This window comes from Paraburkholderia sp. CI2 (assembly GCF_014201055.1).
In the GTDB taxonomy this organism is placed as follows: Bacteria; Pseudomonadota; Gammaproteobacteria; order Burkholderiales; family Burkholderiaceae; genus Paraburkholderia; species Paraburkholderia tuberum.
Genome location: NZ_JACHDL010000049.1, coordinates 1 through 21,580, shown reverse-complemented (window position 1 = coordinate 21,580; position 21,580 = coordinate 1). Strand labels below are relative to the sequence as shown.

The following is a 21,580-nucleotide window of genomic DNA, read 5'->3' as shown; positions in this document are numbered from 1 at the left end:
AGCTTGTCGGTTCAGGGCGCCTCAAGGGTTCGCTGCGCCGGGCTCACGCCCGCCCTTGACCCGCCAAATCACCCACTCGGGTTTCAAAAGAGGCAGTAATTTACTATCGCGAGGTAAGCCGGTCCCACTCCCCGTTCATAAGCGTCGCATCTGCGTTGTCGAATGCTTACCGGCCGGAATGACGCAACATACCTGATAGTTAAAAGCGAAACCTTGTCACCGTATGATGCTAGCTTAATTATTAGCATATCTACGAAATCACGTTTGAGACTATATCCCGCATCGGATCTGTGCCGTAACCTCGCGTGAAATGCCCCAAAACCAATAAGGCAGCCGTTTTCGGCCTACAAAATGGCATCCATGTCCTCGTCTATGAATTATGCTAAATGAGCACCTCCGCCGTTACGAAACGTGCGGCTCATAAAGAAGACTTGTACTTGAGTAACCAGGTACCCAAGAGGGACGCCCAGCAAGTATCTGGAGACCTTCCCGTATCTGCACGTATTGCCTCGGATTCGCCTGTCATTCTAATTACGACACACGGAATTCGATTTGGAACGCCGTACGCTAGCGCCGGGCCATGGGCAAACCTCACCGGGCGAGGCTCGAGACGTCGTAGCGTACGCGAACGAGACGCAGGGAGAGATCGAAATGACGGAAGAAATCAAATATCTCGACTTCGATCTCCACATCTGGGCTGAAGGTCCGATCTACAAAGCAAGGGTCAGGGAGTCTCCGGCCGGCACAACGCAGAGCGCAACATTCACGTGGCCATTTATCGACCAAGCCGGCGTAATAAAAACTCGGTTGGAGAACGCCATTCAAGGCAGCCGCCGTTCACTAGTTGGCCCGCCCACGATAGAAGAGAAGATACTTCGGGATTTCGGAAGCAACGTTTTCCGCGCGATATTCCAAGAGACCACAGCCGTCGCCACGAAATTTCGATCAAGCATGGAAATGGTGAGAATGTCAGAGGAATTCCAAGGGCTGCGCCTGAAACTCAGCGTGGAGCCGCCGGAGCTCGCCATGCTGCCATGGGAGTATATGTTCGACGAGACCGCAATGGCAGACGATGCTCCACAACACTATCTGTGTCTCAGAAACAGCTCGCCGGTCGTACGCTTCCTAGAGGTAGATGCGCGGAGGCCGCCACTTTGCGTTGACGGTCCCTTGCGCGTGCTTGGCATGATCGCAAATCCCAATATTGAGGGCTACGCGCGCTTCGATATCGGTAGGGAGCGGCGTCGCATCGAAGAAGAAATGCGCAAGATTCCCGCCTCGCGAGTCAAGTTCAAATGGTTGACCGGAGGAACGCAAGATGACCTGCTAGAGGCCATGCAGGATGGGGGCTGGCATATTTTTCACTTCCTCGGCCACGGTGGCACCCAGACTTCTCTGTCCAATGGCAAGGAACACACCGAGGGTTTTGTGTTTATGGAGGACCGCCATGGCGACCCAGTCAAGGTGTTGGGTCCGGACCTCGCCCTGTTTCTCGAAAGCAATAAGCAACTGCGCCTCGCCGTACTCAATTGCTGTGAAAGCGCAAACGGCACATCCTTCTCGAGCGCAGGCGCCTCGCTCGTCAGTTTGGGCGTTCCTCTTGTCGTAGCGATGCAGTTCGCTATCTCCAACGGCGCTGCCGCACGGTTTTCCAATCAGTTCTATAGGTCTCTCGTTGCAGGACAATCGGTTGAACAGGCGCTCACGGTTGCGAGGATTTACATGCGTAACGAGTTCAAATTGGAATGGGGCATCCCTGTGCTGTTTACTCGAGCGAGCCCCACTGTCCTGTTCCGCCCGACGGTGGACAGCGCTGAGGATTCCTCCTTTCCCGCAACAGCCGGCAAACGCAAACGCACTGCGGAAGCGCGTGCAGAATTGCGACGGTTGTTCCAATAGGACCGCCTGATCGATTCGAGGGGGAGATATCATGGAAAACATATCCTGGGCATCCGAACTTGGTTTCGCCGCATTACCCGTGGCATTGCTAGCGTGGAACAGATTCAATGTTCCAAGCTGGTCGCGTACGTACACTAGCGCAGCGCAGTATCGCGGGGCGCTCGCCGCGCATGTAATCCTCTATGTGCTGGTGCTCGTGCTGGTTTGCGCGGTCCTGAAACGTAACTTTGGCGGCGTCGGCACGATATGGTTCGGCCTTGGCATTACTCTGCTGTTATGCATGGTGGGCCCAGTCGGACGTGCGCCACGCATGTGGCTGCACCGGTTGGCATGCATTCCGTCGAAGGCGCATAGCCTGGGCAAGGAACTCGCGCTGGCGAAGTTCACGATTGCGAAGTCACTCCAAGAAGAGGTCCGCTCCATCTTGAACGAGCGCGGCCTCGAAAAAAGCAATGACTGGTCGGAACTCCAAGTTCCCATGCAGCGGCTTATGCAAGCGACCGCGTTGTTCGTTGAGTTGGGCCGCTGGGAAACCAGCTCACACTTTAAGCATTTCTTTCGCGAAGCGGACAACGACTTCTATGCGTTGCGTCGCCGGTTCGATCAGCTTTCCATCAAGACCCCTCGAATGTTCGCAACAATCGACCGTATCGGCGAAATGCTGCTCGTCGTTCGCACGTCTGGCGGCACAGTCGATATGAGAATATGGGACGATCTAGATGGCATCTCACGAAAGGTTGTGGGTGACCTTATCACGGATGCCTGCAAAGATATTGCCGACTTCTACGACGAAGCATGCCTCCTCGCGGCGCGAGGCGCCCTGTCGACTCAATCGACCGGCAAGAGCCGCGAAAAGCTCCTTCGCGGGCTCGGCTTCGAGTATGTATATGTAAAGAAACCGACCGCCTATGGCATCCTCGCCAAGGCCGCAGCGCTGCTATATATCGGTATCTGGATCATATTCCTGGCGCTTCCCGATCAAATCGCACTCGAGAACGGCGACATTTCGATCGGCGCTAAGGTCTCAATGATAACGGTAATCGTCACCGGAGCATTTGCGGTCACGGTGTTCGCCAAGCGTCATTGGGGCTTCGCAACCTCGGGCCTTGCGAACAGAACGCCAATCGGATTTCTGGTGGGAGCTGGGATCTGCGCCGCCCTCTTTTCAGTGCTGGTCAACTTGGCGACGGGCGCGATTTTGATCGGCGGATGGAGCGGCGCCATCCTCCGCCTTACCAACGGTTTACCTTACTTGCACGCTTCAACGGCTACCGCAGTGGTCGTTGCCTGGCTCGTGCAGGATCATCGGTGGCGCGGCACCGTGTCCGAGCGCTTACGTCGATTGCGCGACGCTGCGGTGCTTGGCTCGGCATGGTTTCTGTCAAGCATCGTTAGCAGCTTCTTAATTTACCTCATCAGACATGAGCACCCAACGCTGCACGCCGTCGTATGGATGCCTGTCGCCGGGCTGGTCTTCGGCTATGTGCTCGGATACTCCGTGCCTGAGTCGATACGGCTAACTTATCCGCACGTCACAACACGACCAGCGGAAGGTGTGTTCGTGACGGCCGGAAGCCACATATAAAACCGGCGGACAAGCATACACCCGATTACCTCCTAGCATCTACATAACAGGGAGCATAGCCATGTCGTTCTACTTGCATCAATGGAGCTACAAAGACGCGCAAATCAAGTCAATGCTGCTAGAACCAGACGATCGTGCCGAAGTCGTCCGCACAGCGACAGAAGCATTTGGAGGAACGCTGCATCATTTTTTTTATAGCTTCGGGGAATTCGACGGCGTCGCGATATCGGAATATCCCGATAACGAAACAGCACTCGCGAGTCTAATGTCAATTTTTGCTCAAGGCCGAATCAACAACGTGCGAAGCACACTCCTCTTTACTGCAGAAGAAGGCCTGAACTCATTGCGCAAGGCGAGAGAAGTGATCGGTGCGAATGACGCAGAGCCCGTCAAGAAACAGTCTTCGCGCTCAGCCGAAAAACCTTAGGAGAACTATGTGCTAAAAGCGGCGTTGTGCTTTGATGCAGACATGAGCGCAGGTACCGCGCTCGATCGTCTCGCAATGAACGGCTTTTGGATCGATTCTCAGCACGCGGCGGCGCACGACCGAATCGCGAAAGTCGCGCAGCGACTCGGGCAGACAATCAACGTCGTCGCGCGTTCGCTTGCAAGCGACGTGTCCGCGACGCGTGCCGCAATTCGCTTGCAATCAGGGACGCTGGTTAGCTGGTACGTGCGCGAACTCGACGACGTTCTCAGGCTGTGTATGCAGGCTTCAGCCGATACACCTCTTTTCAAAGTTCTTTCGCTGGGTCGGTTAGGAATTGACCCGGCGGTCGCTATCCATGGTCTGTCGGCTAAATTGACCCTACCCGCAGTACTGTTCGACAATGGCGAGCCCGTGGCCACATGGCTACGACCTCCTGGCACGGAAACCGCAGCTGATCTCGTCAGAGACACCGGACCGGAGGCAGCCGACCTAACGATCCTGGGCAAAGAGCGCGACGATAAGGATGTATTTGCGTGGCCGCGTATCGACGCGCCAGCATTCGTGGCGGCTCTCAAACCGTTTTCGGTCGTCGTCGGCTTTGCGCAGCAGAAGCAGCCGGATGTAGCCGGACAGCCCATCAGTTTTCCTAGTCACAATGACGTAGAAGAAATCGACGTGACGATCGAACTCTGCACGTCGCCAAGCGTGCGCGCGCTGAAAGGATGGAGCCGCGCGCTGCGTGTGTCGCTTATTCACCCCCATTCGGCAGAGGTAAAGTTTGAACTGGTAAGTGACGAACCCGCCGATGCAACGCGCCCCCTTCTGACCATGCTTGAAGTGCGGTACTTGCTTGGCGGAACCGTTTGCGGTACTGCAGCCAAGGCGCTCATCATTACAGCCTCTGGCGCGCCTGCCCTGTGGTCGAGCAAACTGAACGTCGATGCATGGGACAGCCTTCCGGTCGAAGCGAGCCGGATTACGCTACAAGCCGACAGTGAAGCGCCCGACCTGACGATCGAGATCTCCAAGCCAGATCGGAATCCGTCGAGTGGCCAATTTATGTGTCAGCTTTATTCACCGCATACGCTCGCAACGGCCCGCGGACCCTTTCCGATAAGCCTGGGCGAGAATGCAGGCAATGCGAAGAGCTTTGCAAAAGCGCTCGTCGACGAAATTCGGATCATGGCGCACGATCCCATGTTGAACATGACACTCGTGGGATACGCGAAACACATTGCGCACTGCCTTCCAAACCAAGTCTTCGACGCTTTGCGCGAGGTGGCGAACTCGACGCCGGACGCAGCACCTGCTGTGTTGATCGTAAGCACCGAGCCATACGTCCCTTGGGAACTGGCGTGGCTGGAAAATCCGATCGATGTGGAACGTCCGCCGTTTCTCGGTTGCCAAACGGTACTCGGCCGTTGGTTGCGCGACGCGAACACCGGCACCATGCCCGTATTGAACGGCAACGCCCAGCGGCCCGCAATTCACCCGATTGCACACATGACAGTGCAAAATCTGGCGGTAATGGCAGCCTACTATAAGCCGGAGACCGGCTTGCGGCGATTGTGTAAGGCAGAAGACGAAGCCCGCATAATCTCGGACCGTCACGGGGGGATCTCACTTCCGGCAATATCCGAGTCAATGAAGGATTTACTTGGTCGCAGACTCAGGTCTCGCGGACAACTGATCGGCGGAGTCGAGGCCGTACATTTCGCCGGTCACGGCGACTTTGATCCTACACAGCCGGAAGCGTCAGCGCTCTTTCTCGCAGACGGCGTTCCACTACGATCGACCGCCTTTCGCGCCGCAGACTATGGTGGTGCATTGCAACCGATAATTTTCCTCAACGCATGCATGCTTGGCATCGGCGGCGAATTGCTTGGAGACATGGCTGGTTTCCCGGGCAATTCGCTGCGCGGCGGCTTCGGCGGCGTGATCGGCGCACTGTGGGAGATTGACGACGCTCTGGCGCACGACATCGCGCTCGAATTCTGGCGGCGTGCGCTGCCGGATCCGCCGGCACGGGGAGAGCCGATCGGTGCCATTCTTCGAGACTTGCGCGCGAAATACTTCCCGGATGCTATACCGGCACCCGACCCAACCTATCTCGCATATGTCTTTTACGGTCATCCGCGATTGACCTTAAGTCGCAGATGACGTTTCCGGAGAGCATTCCTATGACAATCCAGCTAACAGGCTCCGCGAATTCTGTCGCGCTCGGTGGCGGCTATGCGCTGCGGGCACCAGGCCTCCAAGGAACTGCCGAAACGTTGCATCCGGGTGGGGCGGCGACGCGAACGGTCACGCGTGATCTTGCCGCAGGGATCGTCGCGCTAGATGAAGCCTTGCAGGCGGGGGCCGTAAGCGAGGTCAAGATCATCGATCTGTCGATCAAGCCGACGCCGCCCACGTCGGCACCGAACACGTTACGCTCCGCACATGGCGGTCAGGTCGAACTCGAAGTGCCCGACCTGGGCGACGCTACGGGTCAACTGGTCGTATCCATCGACGATGCGGGCGGCGTGCGCTGGCATCTGCCCGAAGTCAAAGCGGGGGGGGCGAACGCGGCAGCGCGCGGAACAAGTGGCACACTTCGCTTCCGAATTCCGACAACGGCGACAGCACATGCCATCCAACCTAGGGCCTCGCCGAAAGCGCCACAACGCAGCCTGTTCGGGGGGGCTGGCCGGCTGTTACTCAAAGTGCTCGTCTATCCCGTCACCGACCCGCTGATTGGGACGGTTAGCGACGCGTTCGCCGCGCGATGGGAAAAGCTCAAGCGGCCGTATCGCTTGCGCATCTTCGCTCCCGACAACTACCGGAATGCAGACGTACAGCCGATGTCGACTGGCGAGTTGGCTAAGGTTTGCAATGTCGGACCGGTATTGATGTTTGTACATGGCACTTTCAGCACGGCGCATGCAGGGTTCGGAGGTCTTGATACAAATACGGTTGTCGAACTTAACAAACGCTACGGCGCACGCGTAGTGGCGTTCGATCATCCTACCCTCGCCGACACGCCCGTGGACAATGTTCGCTGGCTCCTAGGGCAGCTCCCTTCGTCAGAGGTGCAACTCGATGTCGTTTGCCATAGCCGTGGAGGCTTAGTTGCCCGCGTGCTCGCCGAGCGTCATCCGCAGTTTGCGCTTGATGCATCGCATGTGAATGTGAGGCGTGCAGTATTTGCCGGCGTGCCGAATAGCGGTACGGTACTCGCCGATCCAGATCACATGATGAACATGGTGGACCGTCTAACGACCGTGTTGACCCTCTTCCCCACAGGTCCCGTGACGGAAACGCTCGAGGCGCTCGTCACCGTTGTCAAGATAATTGGTCACGGCGCACTGAAGGGATTGCAGGGTCTCGCTAGTATGCATCCGTCGGGCCCGATACTGTCGGTGCTCAATCAGGTGAGCGGGCGGCCTTGCGACTACTTTGCCGTGACATCGATCTATGAGCCGACCGAACGCGGACTGCGGGGAGTTGTCCTTGGAGCGGCGGATAACGTCGTCGACCTGGTGTTTGGAAATGCCGAAAACGATCTCGTCGTTCCCACGGACGGAGTCTGGTCGAGCAACGGAGGAGCGTGCTTTCCGCTTCGCGACGATCACGTATTCACGCTCGATCCTTCATTAGGCGTGACGCATACCAATCTGTTTCCGCATCAAGCTGTAGCGGACAAATTGCTTCAATGGCTTGCGCCACTATAGACTTCCGAGCCGGAAGGCGAACAAATTAAAAACCCGCGAGGCCTTACGCCACGCGGGTTTCCGGGGATACTAGTGGTGAGGAGAGGAGGATTGATGCGCTACTACCATCCGCGAGCCGAGGATCTAGCAAAGAGACTTGCGTAACTCCAACAGCAGGTTGCAAAGCGTCATGCCCCCAGAACTGCCCCCTGACGCCCTCTCCTTCGAGCATCGAGGCGACTTAAGCGAGCCGTTGTGAAGTCCGACGATTCCCACTCGATCATAAATAGCTTCAAAAACACCATATACGTCTTTATCTTACTAAAGTGTTGATTTGCACCGGAAACTGACCCACTTTTTGCACCTAAAATTGACCCACCCCTGATGCGCAGAAACATCATTCTGGTGCGTCGATTTCCTCCTCTTTTTGTCGCTTAGGTGAGCTTTTTCGGGTTGCAGCCCGCGAAGCGGGCTGCCCCGCCGTGCTGTTTTTGAAGCGCCATGAGTCGTTGCCGGTTTCGACTATATGACAGTGGTGCGTGAGACGGTCGAGCAGTGCCGTCGTCATCTTCGCGTCGCCGAATACGTTCGACCATTCTGTAAAGCTTAAGTTGGTCGTAACGAGAATGCTCGTACGCTCGTACAGTTTAGAGAACAGGTGAAACAGCAGTGCACCGCCCGTTTGGGTGAATGGCAGATAGCCTAGTTCGTCGAGAATGATAGCGTCGACATACATCAGGCGGTTGGTCAACTGGCCAGGTTTGCCAGCAGCCTTTTCGGCTTCGAGCTGGTTCACGAGCTCGACGGTGGTAAAGAATCGAACTCGTTTCCCATATTGCTGTATTGCTTCGATACCGATAGATGTCGCAAGGTGCGTTTTCCCCGTGCCAGGTTCCCCGATGAACACAACGTTCTGCGCGGACTCGCAGAACCGTACAGAGTGGAGCTCGCGCACGAGAGTTTCGTCGACGCTTGCCTGCTCGAAGTCAAAGCCGGCAAGGTCACGGTGCGCGGGGAAACGTGCAGCGGCCATCTGATAGTTGATTGACCGGACCTGCCGCTCAGCTGTCTCCGCCTTCAGCAGCATCTGCATGAATTTCTCCGGTTCGAAGTCGTTGTGACGCGCCTGCGCGACCAGCTCTGGCCATGCTTGCGCCATTCCGTGGAGCTTCAACGACTTGAGCAGTGCGGCGGTTTCATTCGACATGACCATCCTCCTCGTTACGCGGAACGCGAAGCCGCTCGTAGCGGTGGACATCCGCAAGCGGCTCGACCTTGAGCGTGATTGCTGTTCTCACCACGTCACCTGCACGTGCCGTCGGACTCTTTAGCCGAGCAAGGATGTTGAGGACATGGTCACCGCTCGGACGCCCGGATTCGAGCGCAAGCTCAACCGCAACCAGCACGGCCTCCAACCCATGAACCGGAGTTGCCGCAAGGACCTGAACCATGACTCGGTCGCCACCGGTCTGCTTCAACAAGTGTCTTTGCAGTCGAAGCATCGGTTCGGGCATCGTTAAGAAGGGCGCGCCGTTTCTCAAGGAGCCGGGCTTACGCTCAACCAGGTTGATGTAGTGCCGCCAGTCGTAGAAGGTTTGGTAACGGTCGAAGCTGCGCGGATGGCGCGCTATTTCGACGCCATCGGCCACGAGGCTGATGTAGGTCGGATACCTTCGGAGACTGACGATGTGATGTGCATACTCCGTGGGCACGCTGTAGCGATTGCGGTCAAGATGCACCAGACTCGTTGGCGAGACGCGGACAGGCTTCTCGATGTAGCCGTCGAACGGTTTTGGAACCTGCATCAGCCGTGGACGTTCATCCGTCAAGGCATCCTCTACGGTCAGCTCAGGCCATTGCGGATGCTTCAACTGCTTCCAGGCCTGTTGGCATCGTTCCGCCAACCATATGTTTAGAACTTCAAGCGACTCCCATCGAACGGCGATTGCATCGTGCCAAATCTGTCGGCGTCGGTCCTGAACGTTCTTCTCGACGATGCCTTTCTCCCAGCCGGCCGCCCGGTTGCAGAACTCAGGCTCGAATAAGTAGTGGCCGCACATCGCGTGGAAGCGCGCGTTGATGGCCCGTTCCTTACCCGGTCCGACTTTATCGACGGCGGTCTTCATGTTGTCGTAAATCCCCCGTCGAGGAACGCCGCCTAAAGCGACGAACCCTCGCGCGTGGGCGTCGAACAACATCTCGTGGCTTTGGGTCGGATAGGCAACAAGCCAGAAGGCCCGACTCGCAGCGAGCTTCATGTGAGCGACTTCTATCCGTCGCCTGAGCCCACCAATGAAGACATACTCGCAACTCCAGTCGAACTGAAATGCTTCGCCGTATTCGAAAGCGAGCGGCACGAAGGCGCCACGCTGCGCCCCGGCATCGCGTTCCTTCTTCCAATTGCGCACGAACGCTGAACGCGGTCGTAGCTGCCGTCGTAGCCAGCCGCCCGCAAATCCTCGTACATCTGAGTCGCCGAGCGTCGCTCTCGTCTGGGACGCTTAACGTCGGCGACCAGCCACAGCCGCAGTTGCTCCGACCACGGGTCGACGACGCTGTTGTTGACGCGTTTGGTGTACTTCGGCTCTTCGGACGACGGCTCGCGCAGCCATCGTCGAATCGTGTTTCTCGAGAGTCCCGTCTGTCTCGCAATGTCCCGAAGCGGGACGCCATCGCGGAAATGCATCCGCCGAATCTTGGCCAACATGCTCACGGTTATCACTCCGTTCTCCTGCTTGGCGTCCAAGCAGGAAGTTGAACATGTGGGTCAATTTTCGATGCAAATTTCTAGCGGAAGTGGGTCAGTTTTGCGCGCGCATCAACACTGCACGCGGATGACACGCCGATCCCGGTGCTCGAGCCGGGCAAGAAGAAGACAAGGACCGGGCGACTGTGGGTGTATGTGCGCGATGACACCCGTTCGGGCTCGACCGAACCGGCCGCGGTGTGGTTTGCTTACTCGCCCGACCGCAAAGGCATCCACCCCCAGACCCATCTCGCTGGATTCGAGGGCATCCTGCAAGCCGACGCCTACAGTGGCTTCAACGAACTGTACGAGAGCGGCAAGATCCGTGAAGCTGCATGCTGGGACCACGCGAGACGGTACCTCTACGACGTGCATGCCCGAACGCCTACCGAGGCGACCCGAGAGGTGCTCGAACTGATCGGTGGACTTTACGGCATCGAGGCGGACATCCGTGGCAAACCCGCTGCTGAACGGCTGTGCCTGCGGCAGGAGAAAAGCGTGCCGCTGCTCGCGACCATCAAGACGTGGATGACGGACAAGCTCGCAACGCTGTCGAAGAAATCCGAACTGGCCAAAGCGATCCGTTACTCGCTCAACCAGTGGGACGCGCTCGCGCTGTACTGCGAAGAGGGTCGTGCTGAGATCAGCAACGCCTTGGCCGAAAACGCGCTGCGCTGTGTGAGTCTGGGCCGCAAGAACTTCCTGTTCGCCGGCTCCGACAGCGGAGGCGAGCGGGCAGCCGCGATGTACGGTCTGATCGGCACATGCAAGCTCAACGGGATCAACCCGCGCGCCTACCTCGAATACGTCCTGACCCATATCGCTGACCATCCCATTAACTGCATCGACGAACTGTTGCCCTGGAACGTGGCCACGAAGCTGCCTCGGCAGTCTGGCCCATCGGCGTCTGCTGACACGTAACCCGATTCCCGATCATGCCTCACGCGGGCGCCGCGTTGCGGACGGCCGTCGCGAGGTGCTTACCATCTTGAGACATACGACCGCGATGCACCTGTTGCAGGCGGGCGTGCCATTCAACGTAATCGCCTTGTGGCTCGGTCACGAGAGCCCGATGACAACCCATCGCTACGTCGAAGCTGACCTCGCGATGAAGGAGAAAGCGCTCGGTCGGCTGGAGGCGCCCGATGCCAGGATTCGCCGGTATCAGGCACCGGACGCGTTAATTCGCTTCCTGCGGACGCTGTAACTATGCATAGGCTTCGCCAGCCCCTACCGCACCCATCAGGGGGCTGGCCGCGCTCACGATGACCATCTGCGCATAGTTGCGACCTGAGCATAGGGGTCTGCTTTGTGACGGCATATGCTCTTTATGGCGTGCACGTGATCGCCGGTATGCGCGGCGTCGAATTTCAAATCCGCCACTACGGTCGAAGACAGAAGAAGTGTCTTTTCGTGCTCCAATTTGCATGACTGGACGAGTTGTCTACATCGTATGTGAAGCCTTTAAGGCCGCCGTTGTTATCAAACTTCCCGTCGTAGGCGCCCCGCGTCTTGTTATCCCACTGTATTACGACGTGAAAATTTGAACCAACAATGTTGCTGCCAGGGGCAACTTGGCCATTAGTAACAAAGCCTGATGGCCCATGTTCATATCGCGCGGAGCCCGTTACGGCGCCATTGCGGTTTTGTATCAAATTGAACACCGGAGCATAGCCATTCTCCTGCGCGACCGTAAATCCTCCTCCCACATCCCAAAGCGAACATGCCGCGCAGGTCGTATAACTCGCTAACGCGAAACAGCCCGCACCGCCTGACGTCAATAAGCGACACAGTTTCATCACAGTTCCTTCGTTCGTCGGAATACGATTACACAAGGGCAACAACTGCTTTGGATGCCGCTGCGCCGGCAGATTGTGCAGCTGCAACTAGTGTTCCGTTCCGTTGTTAACTGGGCTATACGGGCTCTACACCGTTATCGGACTAAGCGCGGCGAGCAGGTCACAATCCGCGTTCAAAGACTTATCGCCTCTTCCCTCGATTTCCGAGTTGCGTGCTGCGTCCAACCGGATCGCCCTCCAAATGTTTGCGACGGCGAAATGCAATGTATGAGAAGAGAACGGCTAGCAGCAAGACTCCCAAGATTAGATAGATGAGTTCCAATGTTCCATCTCCGCCATCCGGAGACACACCAAACCAACGCTCTATGAAATTCATCTCGTCCTCTTCAGCTTCGATTGGGCACAGGTGCGTGACTCAAACATCTGCTCTCCAGACGACCGCTACCTCATGGGCGATCCGCGTTGTCAGAGACAACAATCGTATGCGTTTCCATGGACCTGTCGGAGTTTGGGGCACCGCCAGCCGATTCAGTCACCGGTTGACCTAGACCGCCTCCGAGGGCGAGCTCGGAAATCGATCCGGCTACAAACGGAAGCGGAGCACCCGATTCAGCAATCGTCGGGAAGGAAGAAGGCGCAGGGCCCGCATTCAGCGCCCCAAGAGCGGCAGCCTTGCTCGCGATATCGTCGGGTACGACGCCTTGCATCGTCGTGTCTGGCCCTTTCTGGGGTGTCTGGGTCCGGCTGACACCTTCTGCTTGCGGCAAGGAAGGTTTGCCGGTGGCGCCGTCGGAGATGGTGATCGTCACTTCCATGATGATTTCCTTTTTCCCTAGCTAAGTACCGCATATCGGCCCTCGAACGTTACCGCTGCGTTCGTGAGATTCTGAACCGTGATCCAATACGTGCAAGCGGTCGCGCTCGCGCGCTCGACGGCGACATTCCACTGTAGTTCGGGAGCAGTTGTATTGACTGAAGTGGGCATCATGTACCACACCACGTGCCCCGCAGGATTCCAATTAAAGGAAAACCATTTCTTTGTCTCGCCCGGGTTCAGGCTGCCAGTCCATTGAACGCCTGTGTACATGTTATCGCTCCTAGCGTTAATACCGACTCAATATGCAATAACGGCCTTCGAAGGAAACCGCGACATTGGTGAGGTTCTGAACGTTGATCCAATAAGTAACGTGCTCCGGATCTGAGCGTTGCACCTGCACCGTCCAGGTAAGCTCCGCGGCGCCTTGGTTCACGGTGCTCGGCATCACGGTCCACACCATGTGCCACGTCGCTGGCCAGCCCCAGGAAAACCAGCGCTTGGTCTCGTTCGGATTCAGACTGCCGGACCATTGCACGCCGCAGACGGGCGTGGTCATCCACCCATCCACTGGAATCTCCCAAACGCCGCGGTTACGAGTGCCTGCGCGCAGTACCCGGGCGTACGGATGGAATACAATGTCGCCGACAAACGAATTTGGCAGCGACGCCGAGAAGTCTGTCCACGTGGTTCCGCCATCAAGAGTCTGATAGACACCGAGATCGGCTGATACCCATGCGCGGTTACTATTCGAAGTGTCGACGTCAACCGCTGTAATCGGCAGATTCGGGAGGTTATGAGTGACGTCCGCCCACGCGGAGCCACCATTGTCTGAGCGATACACCCGGCCACCGCCCGTCGTGGTATAGGTGGCCCAGATACGATTCGAGTTTGATGCGTCAACCACAATGTCGCTCATGCTCGCGTTTGCGCGAGGCGTAGTGAGCGCGGTGACTGCGGTCCACGCAGATCCATTCCAGGTCGTCCTGAATATGCGTCCGTCAGTCGATCCGGTGTACACGGTGTTTGCGTTTGGTACGTACATCGCGCTGGAACGGGCAGCGCTGGGAAACGGCAAGCGCGTCCAGCTTGTCATATTGTTGCGTGAGACGTACAGAGCGTCACCGCCTATCGCGACGGTATCGCCACCATTCGCACTGGCGTCCATCGGTGGATAAAACAGACTTCCTTCACCGGCCGGAACGGGTGGCGGCAGATAAGTCCATGAACCGAAGTCGCCACTGGTCGTGGACCGTTCAGGACTCATGTTGTAGTACGTGTGAAAAACAGTGCTCGGTGTCGTGCGATTGACAGCACAATCTCCGCCATCTCCATCGGCAACGTGGGTCCACATAGGCGATCCCGTCCAGCGTTCAGTTCCGTTATCCTGAGTTCCGCCGATGATCCAGCGAGAAGAGCCAAGGCTTTGCGCGAGGTATTCAAACTCGGAGATTACAAGGCCGTTATTGCAGGACGCCCATGTGACCCCTCTGTCAGGGCTGCGAAAAAGGCCGCCATCGCAACCCACGTAAATCGTATCCGGGTGCCCCGTTTCAAAGGCAATGGCATGCTGATCGGGGTGTATGGAATCTCCAGTCGTTCCTTTGTTGCTGATCGTCCGCCATGTCCAGGCGTTTCCGGACAGATCTCCCCGATAACTCTCAATGGCGCCGAGATAAACCTGGCTGGCGTTATCCGGGGAGCATGCGCAGTACCAGTCGTACCAGGCCTGGCCCGTCGAGACGCCGGGTGGAACCGGCTGCGCGGCCCACCCGGCGCTCGTGCGCCGCCAAAGATAGGCCGAGCCTCCATTGGCACCCCACGCGTATGCGACGGTGTTATCTGTTTTCGCAATCGAGACCGCCAGACGGTTGAAAGAACCAGGCGTGCCTGGCAATGAAACCGCAGTCCAGTTGACTCCGCCGTCGGTGGACCGGAAAATACCGTCCGAACACGCTGCCAGAACCTCAGTGGCAGACATAGACACTGACCAGGTTACAACCGCGCGGCGCTGCGTCCAATGAACGCCGGCGTCGTTCGACTCGAATAGTCCGCCCGTGGTCGCCGCCAACATGCTCTGCGTGTTCGTGGCGTCAACCACCAGATCATAAAAGCCTTGACCGGTAAATGGGGCGGTACAGAGCGTGGACCAACTGGCGCCGCCGTTGGTGGACTTCAGGATTCCCGCGCCGAGCCAGGACCACCAGTTGCCCTCTCCTGTTCCGCAATAAGCTATCGACGGATTCCGTGGATCGAAAACCACCGCCCCCACAGCCAGTGTCGCCGCATAGTCGGTCCGTGGAGCCCAGCTGCCGCCGCGATCAAAGCTCTCCCATACGCCGCCATTGGCCGCGCCGCATAACACGTGCGCAGGGTTGGAGGGATCTACTGCTATTGCGGCCACGCGGCCGGATACATTGACACGGCTGGAACCATACGTCTGTCCGTTGGGAATCGTCCACGGCCCCAGATTGCGCCACTGTGGACCGGTCGCAGTCGGTATGCTCGGAAGAGGACCGGACTCTTCGAGTGCAACCGACTTGTAGTGTTCCGCGACCTGCGCCGTCAAGGTATGCACGTCTGCGCCGGATACATACAGTTTTTGCTCGAGAGGCGCGGCGCTATAGGCCTGGGCACGATCGTGGAAGTCCCTGCGCAACTCCTCGGTCAACGCTCTTTGCACGGTTGCCTCAGCAACCTCACCAAGCCCCCTCTCCTGCAGGAGTTGCTGCAGTCTAAGCAAAGCTTTGCCGCCCGGGGGCCTTTGATTTGTGCGCGGTTCAATGTTCTTCCCAACCGGCTCAATCAATTCATCCATCGAACTTTTCATGAGACCTCCGATCGCGCGTCTACCAAACCGATATATCCGCGAATACTGGACTACCTACCCTTTCTTGTTTTCTCCGGAGGGTTCGTCAGAGCAATCAGGCTCGTTCGGGTCATTCCGTTCTTTTTTGTGTACCGGCTCCCCCTGAGGTTCGCGTCGACGCACGAATTCGTCTTGCCGTTCGCGAGCGTGATCATTCGGGGATTTCTCATCGCGCTCTATTTCTTCGTCGTGTGGACCACGTGGCATTTTCAACACTCCTCCCCAAGTCAAATACGCGAGAACCTGGATTGACGGCTGCCAAAGCGAGGTTGAGTTTCCAACTACCGTGTTTGTTTCCCAGTCATGACGATAGGTGAATCCGGTGCCCCCTAGATCTTCCGGCTGCGCCCCTTGCGCCCCACCGCCCAACTGACGAACCGCGGAATCGTCGACTATTTGTAAGATCTCGGCCCACGGCGTCGGAATTAACGATGACCCTGGGTATCGTTCCCGGATCCCAGGTGACGTCACGTCACGCGGGGCCAAGAAATTTGTTGTTTGCTAATTCATTTTTCACTCCTGATTGATAAAAATCAACATTTTGCTAAGCTGAAAATACCAACCATTATTGAAATGAACAATTAATTTTGTTACGTATGCTGACCTATGTTAAAAAAATGTGACATTCATAAATATTTCTTTGTTTAAATATGGATTGAGACGCGCCGTCGCCGGGTGACTTTGTTATATGTCACACCACTAGTAGTGCATTTTTGATTAATGGCTCGGCCTAACAGCGCGTAGATCTTCGCGCGCAATTATTATTTGGAATCAATTTTCAAGATATACGATAGATTAAATCTTACTTATTGCAAGGCAATTTGATCGCGCCCGGCAAGGATCCTAGAAACGGGGTAGAAATGACTTGGTAGCACAACCCCCTCCAGGCAGATAATTCATGTAGCGTAAAGGAACAATTTGAGATCAATTTCAATCTGAAGCCCCATACTAAAATCTGGATTCTCCTCATTTTTGTCTTAAAAGTCTCATTTTTGGCTTAAAAGAACTGCCGTCACGCCAACAGACATTTTCCTTCTGTCGCATGGATCCAGCCACAAAGGAACTAGGCCGGCGACGCGTGGCTGCCCAAGGTCTAGCGAACATGTCGGAGAAGCATTTTGAATACCGAACGTATGCGTCTTTGACATAACGCCTGATCTCGACAAGCGACACGATACGCTGCTTGGCCCGCTACCGGACATGAACCTGAGGGAGGCGCGCGCGTGGCGCAGCGCGTGTGCGGATTGCGGATCGCCGAAGCAAAAAATTCATAAAAGCGAATGCTGGCCCGTCCGCCAGAGCTGGCAGCCAGCATCGGCAAGTTAAAGAGTGCAGCGCAAGCGCCGTGGGCGTTTTCACTGGGGAAAATGCCGAAATTGAGCAAGTCCGACCCCAGCACGGAAGCGGTGCCTGCGGGAGGGACACGTGGCCGTCTCAGCAGCCGCTCGCATCTCACCCGTGTCAATAGCGACCGAAATGACATGGACGCCAGTGGCAACGTAAGCGTGAACCTGCTGCGATGGGCGCAGATTTAACGCCTCGCGCCCATCGATCGGGGTGTGCGCAGTAGCGGCGGCAACAGACAAATCCGCTATCGCGCGTGATGATGATGGCATCAGCGATGCCCGTACGAACAAATGTTGGCGCAGTTACTTGGTCAGCATCGGTGTCGGAAGGTTGCCGTATCCAAGCGGGTGGGACGTCAACCGTAATTTATTCGCTCATTCACGGACACCTGCGAGACGTTAAAAAAGTCGATTGGAAAATCAACAGTCGCACCAGCGTTCCACTTTCCTGAATCCCAAATATCTGGGGTGTTAATAAAGCGACAGCTTGATTAACGAGCCAACATGACGGCGGGCTCGAGGGACTTGGCGTCTCGGCGGATATGACTTTACTGCTCGGCGGTGTTCGCAAAAGTAACCCTCAACCTTGGTGCTTGCGATGCGTTGCGAGAGATGCTTCCGACCTCAGAGCCTAAACTTTCCAGGCAGAACAATATGCAATATCTCTTGTAAATCAAAGACTTAGATTTGACTGCGCGCCAAATCTTGCCTAGTGTTGTAGGAACAACCGTTATTCGGCTTGCGCCTATGAGCACTCCCTTTGCTGTTTTCCTTCGCGGTCTGCGACTTCGCGGCGCGCTTTCGCAGACCGACCTCGCAAAGAAGCTCGGCTACGAGCAGGCATATGTCTCGGCGCTGGAGTTAGGCACAAAGCCGCCAAGCACAGAATTTCTGGAAAGACTTAGCGAAGGTTTTCCACTTGCGGATGTTGATCGGCAGGAGATGGAAAGGGAATTGCAGGATTCGCCGCGACGATTTGTGATTCCGGCAGATCTGCCGACAGAGGAGTACAGGCTTTACGCGGAGTTACAGCGGAAGATCGGGAGGCTGTTGCCGACCCAGATATCTACCTTGCGTGCGATCGTCCGGATGGACGAAGAAATGGCCGCACGGCCGCACTACGGAGCTGTTCGGGTTCGCCGCAAATCGAAGGAGGATCTGGAAATGTAGAACAGAAACGTAAACGGGACAAACCTCGCGGCCTGCCCCGTCCTAGGAAAAGCAAAGATAACTACGGTTGGCAAACCAAGTATCGTTCGCGCTTCTCCGAAGGTCAAGTCGGCGGCCGCCCTGGTGTAGGCCATTGCACGGTGGATAGTACCTGTGCGGGGGCGTTGTTACGTCTTCAAACTGGTGTTATTGACCGTACACCGCACTGATTCATTGCGGGGAAAGCGCGCGTCCGTTCTCGTCGCCACTCGTGCGATTTAGCGATGCGTGTCTCCGCATACACGGAGAAAGACGATGCACGGAACGCATGATTCAGATTCACCGCATCCTCGAACACGCCCGGCATATCACCGAACCAGAAACCCTGTAACGCCTTCTGGGCGTGGATTCAGGGCAAAGTACTTTTCTCGAAAAAACCGGCGCATGGTGCGTTGCGAAAGCTTGCTCGAATTCGATGCTCTTTTCCTCTTTGAATTTGCTCGTGGTGTTCGAACGTTTGAGGAGCAGCCGGTCTCGATTGAATACTCGCTGAACGGGCGTTCGCGCCGATACACGCCCGACTTCGGAGTCGACTGGGCCGATGGCCGACGCTGGTTCGTGGAAGTCAAGCCATCAGAAAAACTTGCGGAAACGCAAACCGCCGAGAAATTTAAAGCTCTCAAGCTATGGTTCGGTACCAGAGGTCATAGCCTTGTTGTCCTAAGTGAACTGCAGATCCGAAGGCCAATCAGGCTTCGCCAGATACGGGAGCTGCTGCGCGACTTCGCCGCAGAAAAGTCACATAAGGCCGATCTTAGGCTGTACAGCACTACGGCGGGCATGACATTCGGAGAGATGCTCGCAGCGGGTGCCGACGAAAAGCTAATCCGCGGCCTGCTTGCGCACAGGCTGCTGGCCTGCGATCTTGATTCGATCATCAACCATGAAACGGTGATTCGACCATTTGAGGAGGCCGATGATGACGCGTTATTCCTTTAAAAATGGCGAGTGTCTGCGTCTCGATGGGATCGACTATCGCATCTCTAAAGTGAGCGGCAACATCCTCGAGCTAGCGTCGTTTGGCGACAGCTCCCTTTCGTTGCGCAATGTGGAAGACCTTCTGTCGCAGTATGCAAACGGCCGATTAATGTTCGTGGAGCCGACGAAATTGGATGGAGAACAAGTCCAGGCCGAGGATCGCGCAGCAGTGGACCGCGGACTTGCCGACTTCCCGGAGAAAATTCAGCGTCTCGCGCTGCGCAAATTCAAATTTCTGCGCGAGATCTGCCCAGACGGCCGAATGAGCGTTCCTCGGGCGCTCTTGTCAGATCTGTTGCGAGGTGTTTGGGACAAGTTGGATCCGGAAATTCGTGGCGAGAGGCCGCCGTGCGTGGCCAGTTTTTACGAGTGGCGACGCTCCTGGGTTTGGGCGGACTTCGATGTTCGGGCGTTGATTGATAAGTGGGAGCTTCGAGGGAAAAAGCCGTCGCTCCCGCCCGATAAGCTCGTCGAACTGATCGATGAAGGAATCGAGAAGGTTTATCTCACTCCTCAGCGGGAGTCGCTTCGCGAGGTCCGTGACTGGGTTCAGCACGAGATAACGAAAGAGAACCGACACCGAGCACCGGAGGACGCATTGCCTCGCGCTACCCTTCGAATGCTTCGGCGCGCTCTTTCCCGGATTGACCGATATGCAATTCTAAAGTCTCGGTATGGCGAGCGATACGCTCAGGGAGCTACGCGAATCTACGGAAAGGGCCCGGTCTGCACACGGCCGCTCGAACGAGTCGAAGTGGACCACACTCCGCTCGATATTCTGGTGATCGATTCCAGCACGGGCCTTTTGCTTGGGCGACCGTGGATCACCGTGATGATCGACGCATACTCACGGATGATTGTCGGGATTCATATCTCATTTCGCAAACCTAGCGTTCGATCTGTCCTTCGATGTCTGAAGCACGCAATCCTGCCTAAGACCTACGTCAAAGAACGCTTCCCGAACGTAAGCGGAGAGTGGACCGCCTACGGATTGATTGACCAGCTTGTTTGCGACAACGGCCTCGAGTTTCACGCGCAGGATCTGGAAGCGGCATGCGCGGAACTTGGAATCCATGTCATTTACTGCCCGACCCGAACACCACAGATGAAAGGGCGTATTGAGCGCGTACTGAAGACGCTGAACTACGGATTGGTTCACTTGCAACCTGGAACAACGTTCGCGAAGTACGACAAGCGACACGCCTACGATTCCGAGCGGACAGCAGTGCTAACGCTAAAGGCACTGGAGAAGATCATTCACCGCTGGATCGTCGATGTGTATTGCGTGACGTTCCATCGAGGAATTCAGACTACGCCAAAACAGAAATGGGAGGAAGGCGTTGCAAAGTTTCCCAGAAGGTTGCCGCCCTCAACGGACGTCGTGAACGTTTATCTCGGAAACTCAGGGAAACGCAAACTCAGTAAAAATGGCATTGAAGTGCATGCGCTCCAGTATGCGTCGCCAGCACTCCAGGAGCTGAGGCGACGACGTGGTGACATCGAAGTCACGGTGCGCAACGATCCCGACAATCTCGGCTCCATTTTTGTTTTTGATGAGGAAGCGAAGCAATACATCGAAGCGAAATGCACGTTGCCCGAGTATGCCGACGGGATTACCGCTGAGCAACACGCGTGGATTCGGTCTAAGGCGCGAAAGGAGTACGGGGATTCGCCTCTCCCCCTTGCCCTACTTGCTGCAAAATCCGCGCTACGCGACGACACGACCCGGCTCATACAAGAATGCTATCCGACAAAGAAGAGGCCCAAGCCAGGTAAGCCCGCCACCGGCGATCGGGAGGCACTGGTGCAGCGCGAAGAGGCGCGCCAGGGACAACTACCACTAGAGCCGGAAATAGAACCGGGTGAAGCACCCGGTGTGCCGGATACCTCTCTGGATGACGAACCGGATATTCCACTGTTTCCAGTAAGGCGCGGAACGATTCCGCCTTCCGCGGCCCGGGGATCTAACTGACACATATAGCGGGCCGGTTAAACGGCCTGCAGTGGAGCTTGTCATGAAAGGCACGATTTGCATTGACATGGAAACCGAAGATGCTCGCCTGGACGGCGATTCCTCCAAAAGCCAGGACAACGGTCCTGGTGATAGCAAAGACGCGTTAAGTGTTCCTGGTAAAACGGTTTGACTTTGGCTAACCTGGCGTCTTGGTCGGTGCCGGGGTCGTGGATGAAGTGTGTCGTAGTGTTGAAGGCAG

At 56.5% G+C, this 21,580-nt stretch carries 13 protein-coding genes and 3 pseudogenes; 11 read left to right on the top strand and 5 right to left on the bottom strand.

The window, feature by feature from the left end:
- Positions 1-651 precede the first annotated feature (651 nt).
- The 5 genes from HDG32_RS35285 to HDG32_RS35265 all read left to right on the top strand — a co-directional run bounded on the left by HDG32_RS35285 (position 652) and on the right by HDG32_RS35265 (position 7,627).
- Positions 652-1,899 carry a CHAT domain-containing protein gene (locus tag HDG32_RS35285; protein WP_184074404.1) on the top strand — a complete coding sequence of 416 codons (1,248 nt, stop codon included), beginning with the start codon at positions 652-654 and terminating at the stop codon, positions 1,897-1,899.
- A 31-nt stretch (positions 1,900-1,930) separates the two neighbouring features.
- The gene (locus tag HDG32_RS35280; protein ID WP_184074402.1) at positions 1,931-3,484 is read left to right on the top strand and encodes a hypothetical protein; all 1,554 of its coding nucleotides are present in this window, start codon (positions 1,931-1,933) and stop codon (positions 3,482-3,484) included.
- A 61-nt stretch (positions 3,485-3,545) separates the two neighbouring features.
- Complete coding sequence (locus tag HDG32_RS35275) at positions 3,546-3,911, top strand: GYD domain-containing protein (protein WP_184074400.1); 366 nt, start codon at positions 3,546-3,548, stop codon at positions 3,909-3,911.
- A 9-nt stretch (positions 3,912-3,920) separates the two neighbouring features.
- On the top strand, positions 3,921-6,074 hold the full coding sequence (locus tag HDG32_RS35270; RefSeq protein ID WP_184074398.1) for a CHAT domain-containing protein: 2,154 nt from the start codon (positions 3,921-3,923) through the stop codon (positions 6,072-6,074).
- A 20-nt stretch (positions 6,075-6,094) separates the two neighbouring features.
- Complete coding sequence (locus HDG32_RS35265) at positions 6,095-7,627, top strand: triacylglycerol lipase (protein WP_184074396.1); 1,533 nt, start codon at positions 6,095-6,097, stop codon at positions 7,625-7,627.
- Between the two features lie 376 nt (positions 7,628-8,003).
- Here HDG32_RS35265 and istB read toward each other — a convergent pair whose 3' ends face one another.
- Positions 8,004-8,819: an IS21-like element helper ATPase IstB gene (gene istB / locus HDG32_RS35260; RefSeq protein WP_409340082.1), complete on the bottom strand. Its 816-nt coding sequence runs from the start codon at positions 8,817-8,819 to the stop codon at positions 8,004-8,006.
- Positions 8,803-10,319: pseudogene (gene istA / locus HDG32_RS35255) on the bottom strand (IS21 family transposase). The gene istB and the pseudogene istA overlap by 17 nt, the downstream one beginning before the upstream one ends.
- A gap of 111 nt (positions 10,320-10,430) precedes the next feature.
- Here istA and tnpC point away from each other — a divergent pair.
- Both tnpC and HDG32_RS35245 read left to right on the top strand, forming a co-directional pair.
- Positions 10,431-11,273, top strand: a pseudogene (gene tnpC, locus HDG32_RS35250) (IS66 family transposase); the annotation flags it as partial.
- A 67-nt stretch (positions 11,274-11,340) separates the two neighbouring features.
- Positions 11,341-11,559: pseudogene (locus HDG32_RS35245) on the top strand (tyrosine-type recombinase/integrase); the annotation flags it as partial.
- Between the two features lie 175 nt (positions 11,560-11,734).
- On the opposite strand, the gene HDG32_RS35240 reads toward HDG32_RS35245, so the two are convergent.
- The 3 genes from HDG32_RS35240 to HDG32_RS35230 all read right to left on the bottom strand — a co-directional run bounded on the left by HDG32_RS35240 (position 11,735) and on the right by HDG32_RS35230 (position 15,795).
- The gene (locus HDG32_RS35240) at positions 11,735-12,238 is read right to left on the bottom strand and encodes a hypothetical protein (RefSeq protein WP_184074392.1); all 504 of its coding nucleotides are present in this window, start codon (positions 12,236-12,238) and stop codon (positions 11,735-11,737) included.
- A gap of 359 nt (positions 12,239-12,597) precedes the next feature.
- Positions 12,598-12,966 (bottom strand): hypothetical protein, encoded by a 369-nt coding sequence (locus HDG32_RS35235; protein WP_184074390.1) that lies wholly within the window; start codon positions 12,964-12,966, stop codon positions 12,598-12,600.
- A 288-nt stretch (positions 12,967-13,254) separates the two neighbouring features.
- Positions 13,255-15,795 carry a hypothetical protein gene (locus tag HDG32_RS35230; RefSeq protein ID WP_184074388.1) on the bottom strand — a complete coding sequence of 847 codons (2,541 nt, stop codon included), beginning with the start codon at positions 15,793-15,795 and terminating at the stop codon, positions 13,255-13,257.
- A gap of 2,132 nt (positions 15,796-17,927) precedes the next feature.
- On the opposite strand from HDG32_RS35230, the gene HDG32_RS35225 reads away from it, so the two are divergent.
- The 4 genes from HDG32_RS35225 to HDG32_RS36925 all read left to right on the top strand — a co-directional run bounded on the left by HDG32_RS35225 (position 17,928) and on the right by HDG32_RS36925 (position 21,511).
- Positions 17,928-18,350: a helix-turn-helix transcriptional regulator gene (locus HDG32_RS35225; protein WP_184074386.1), complete on the top strand. Its 423-nt coding sequence runs from the start codon at positions 17,928-17,930 to the stop codon at positions 18,348-18,350.
- A 441-nt stretch (positions 18,351-18,791) separates the two neighbouring features.
- On the top strand, positions 18,792-19,328 hold the full coding sequence (locus tag HDG32_RS35220; RefSeq protein ID WP_184074384.1) for a TnsA endonuclease N-terminal domain-containing protein: 537 nt from the start codon (positions 18,792-18,794) through the stop codon (positions 19,326-19,328).
- Positions 19,306-21,339, top strand: a complete 2,034-nt coding sequence (locus tag HDG32_RS35215) for a DDE-type integrase/transposase/recombinase (RefSeq protein ID WP_184074382.1) — start codon at positions 19,306-19,308, stop codon at positions 21,337-21,339. Before HDG32_RS35220 ends, HDG32_RS35215 begins: the two co-directional genes overlap by 23 nt.
- Before the next feature lie 43 nt (positions 21,340-21,382).
- Entirely contained in the window at positions 21,383-21,511 is a 129-nt protein-coding gene (locus HDG32_RS36925) for a hypothetical protein (protein WP_260336715.1), read from the top strand.
- The last annotated feature ends 69 nt before the right edge of the window (positions 21,512-21,580 follow it).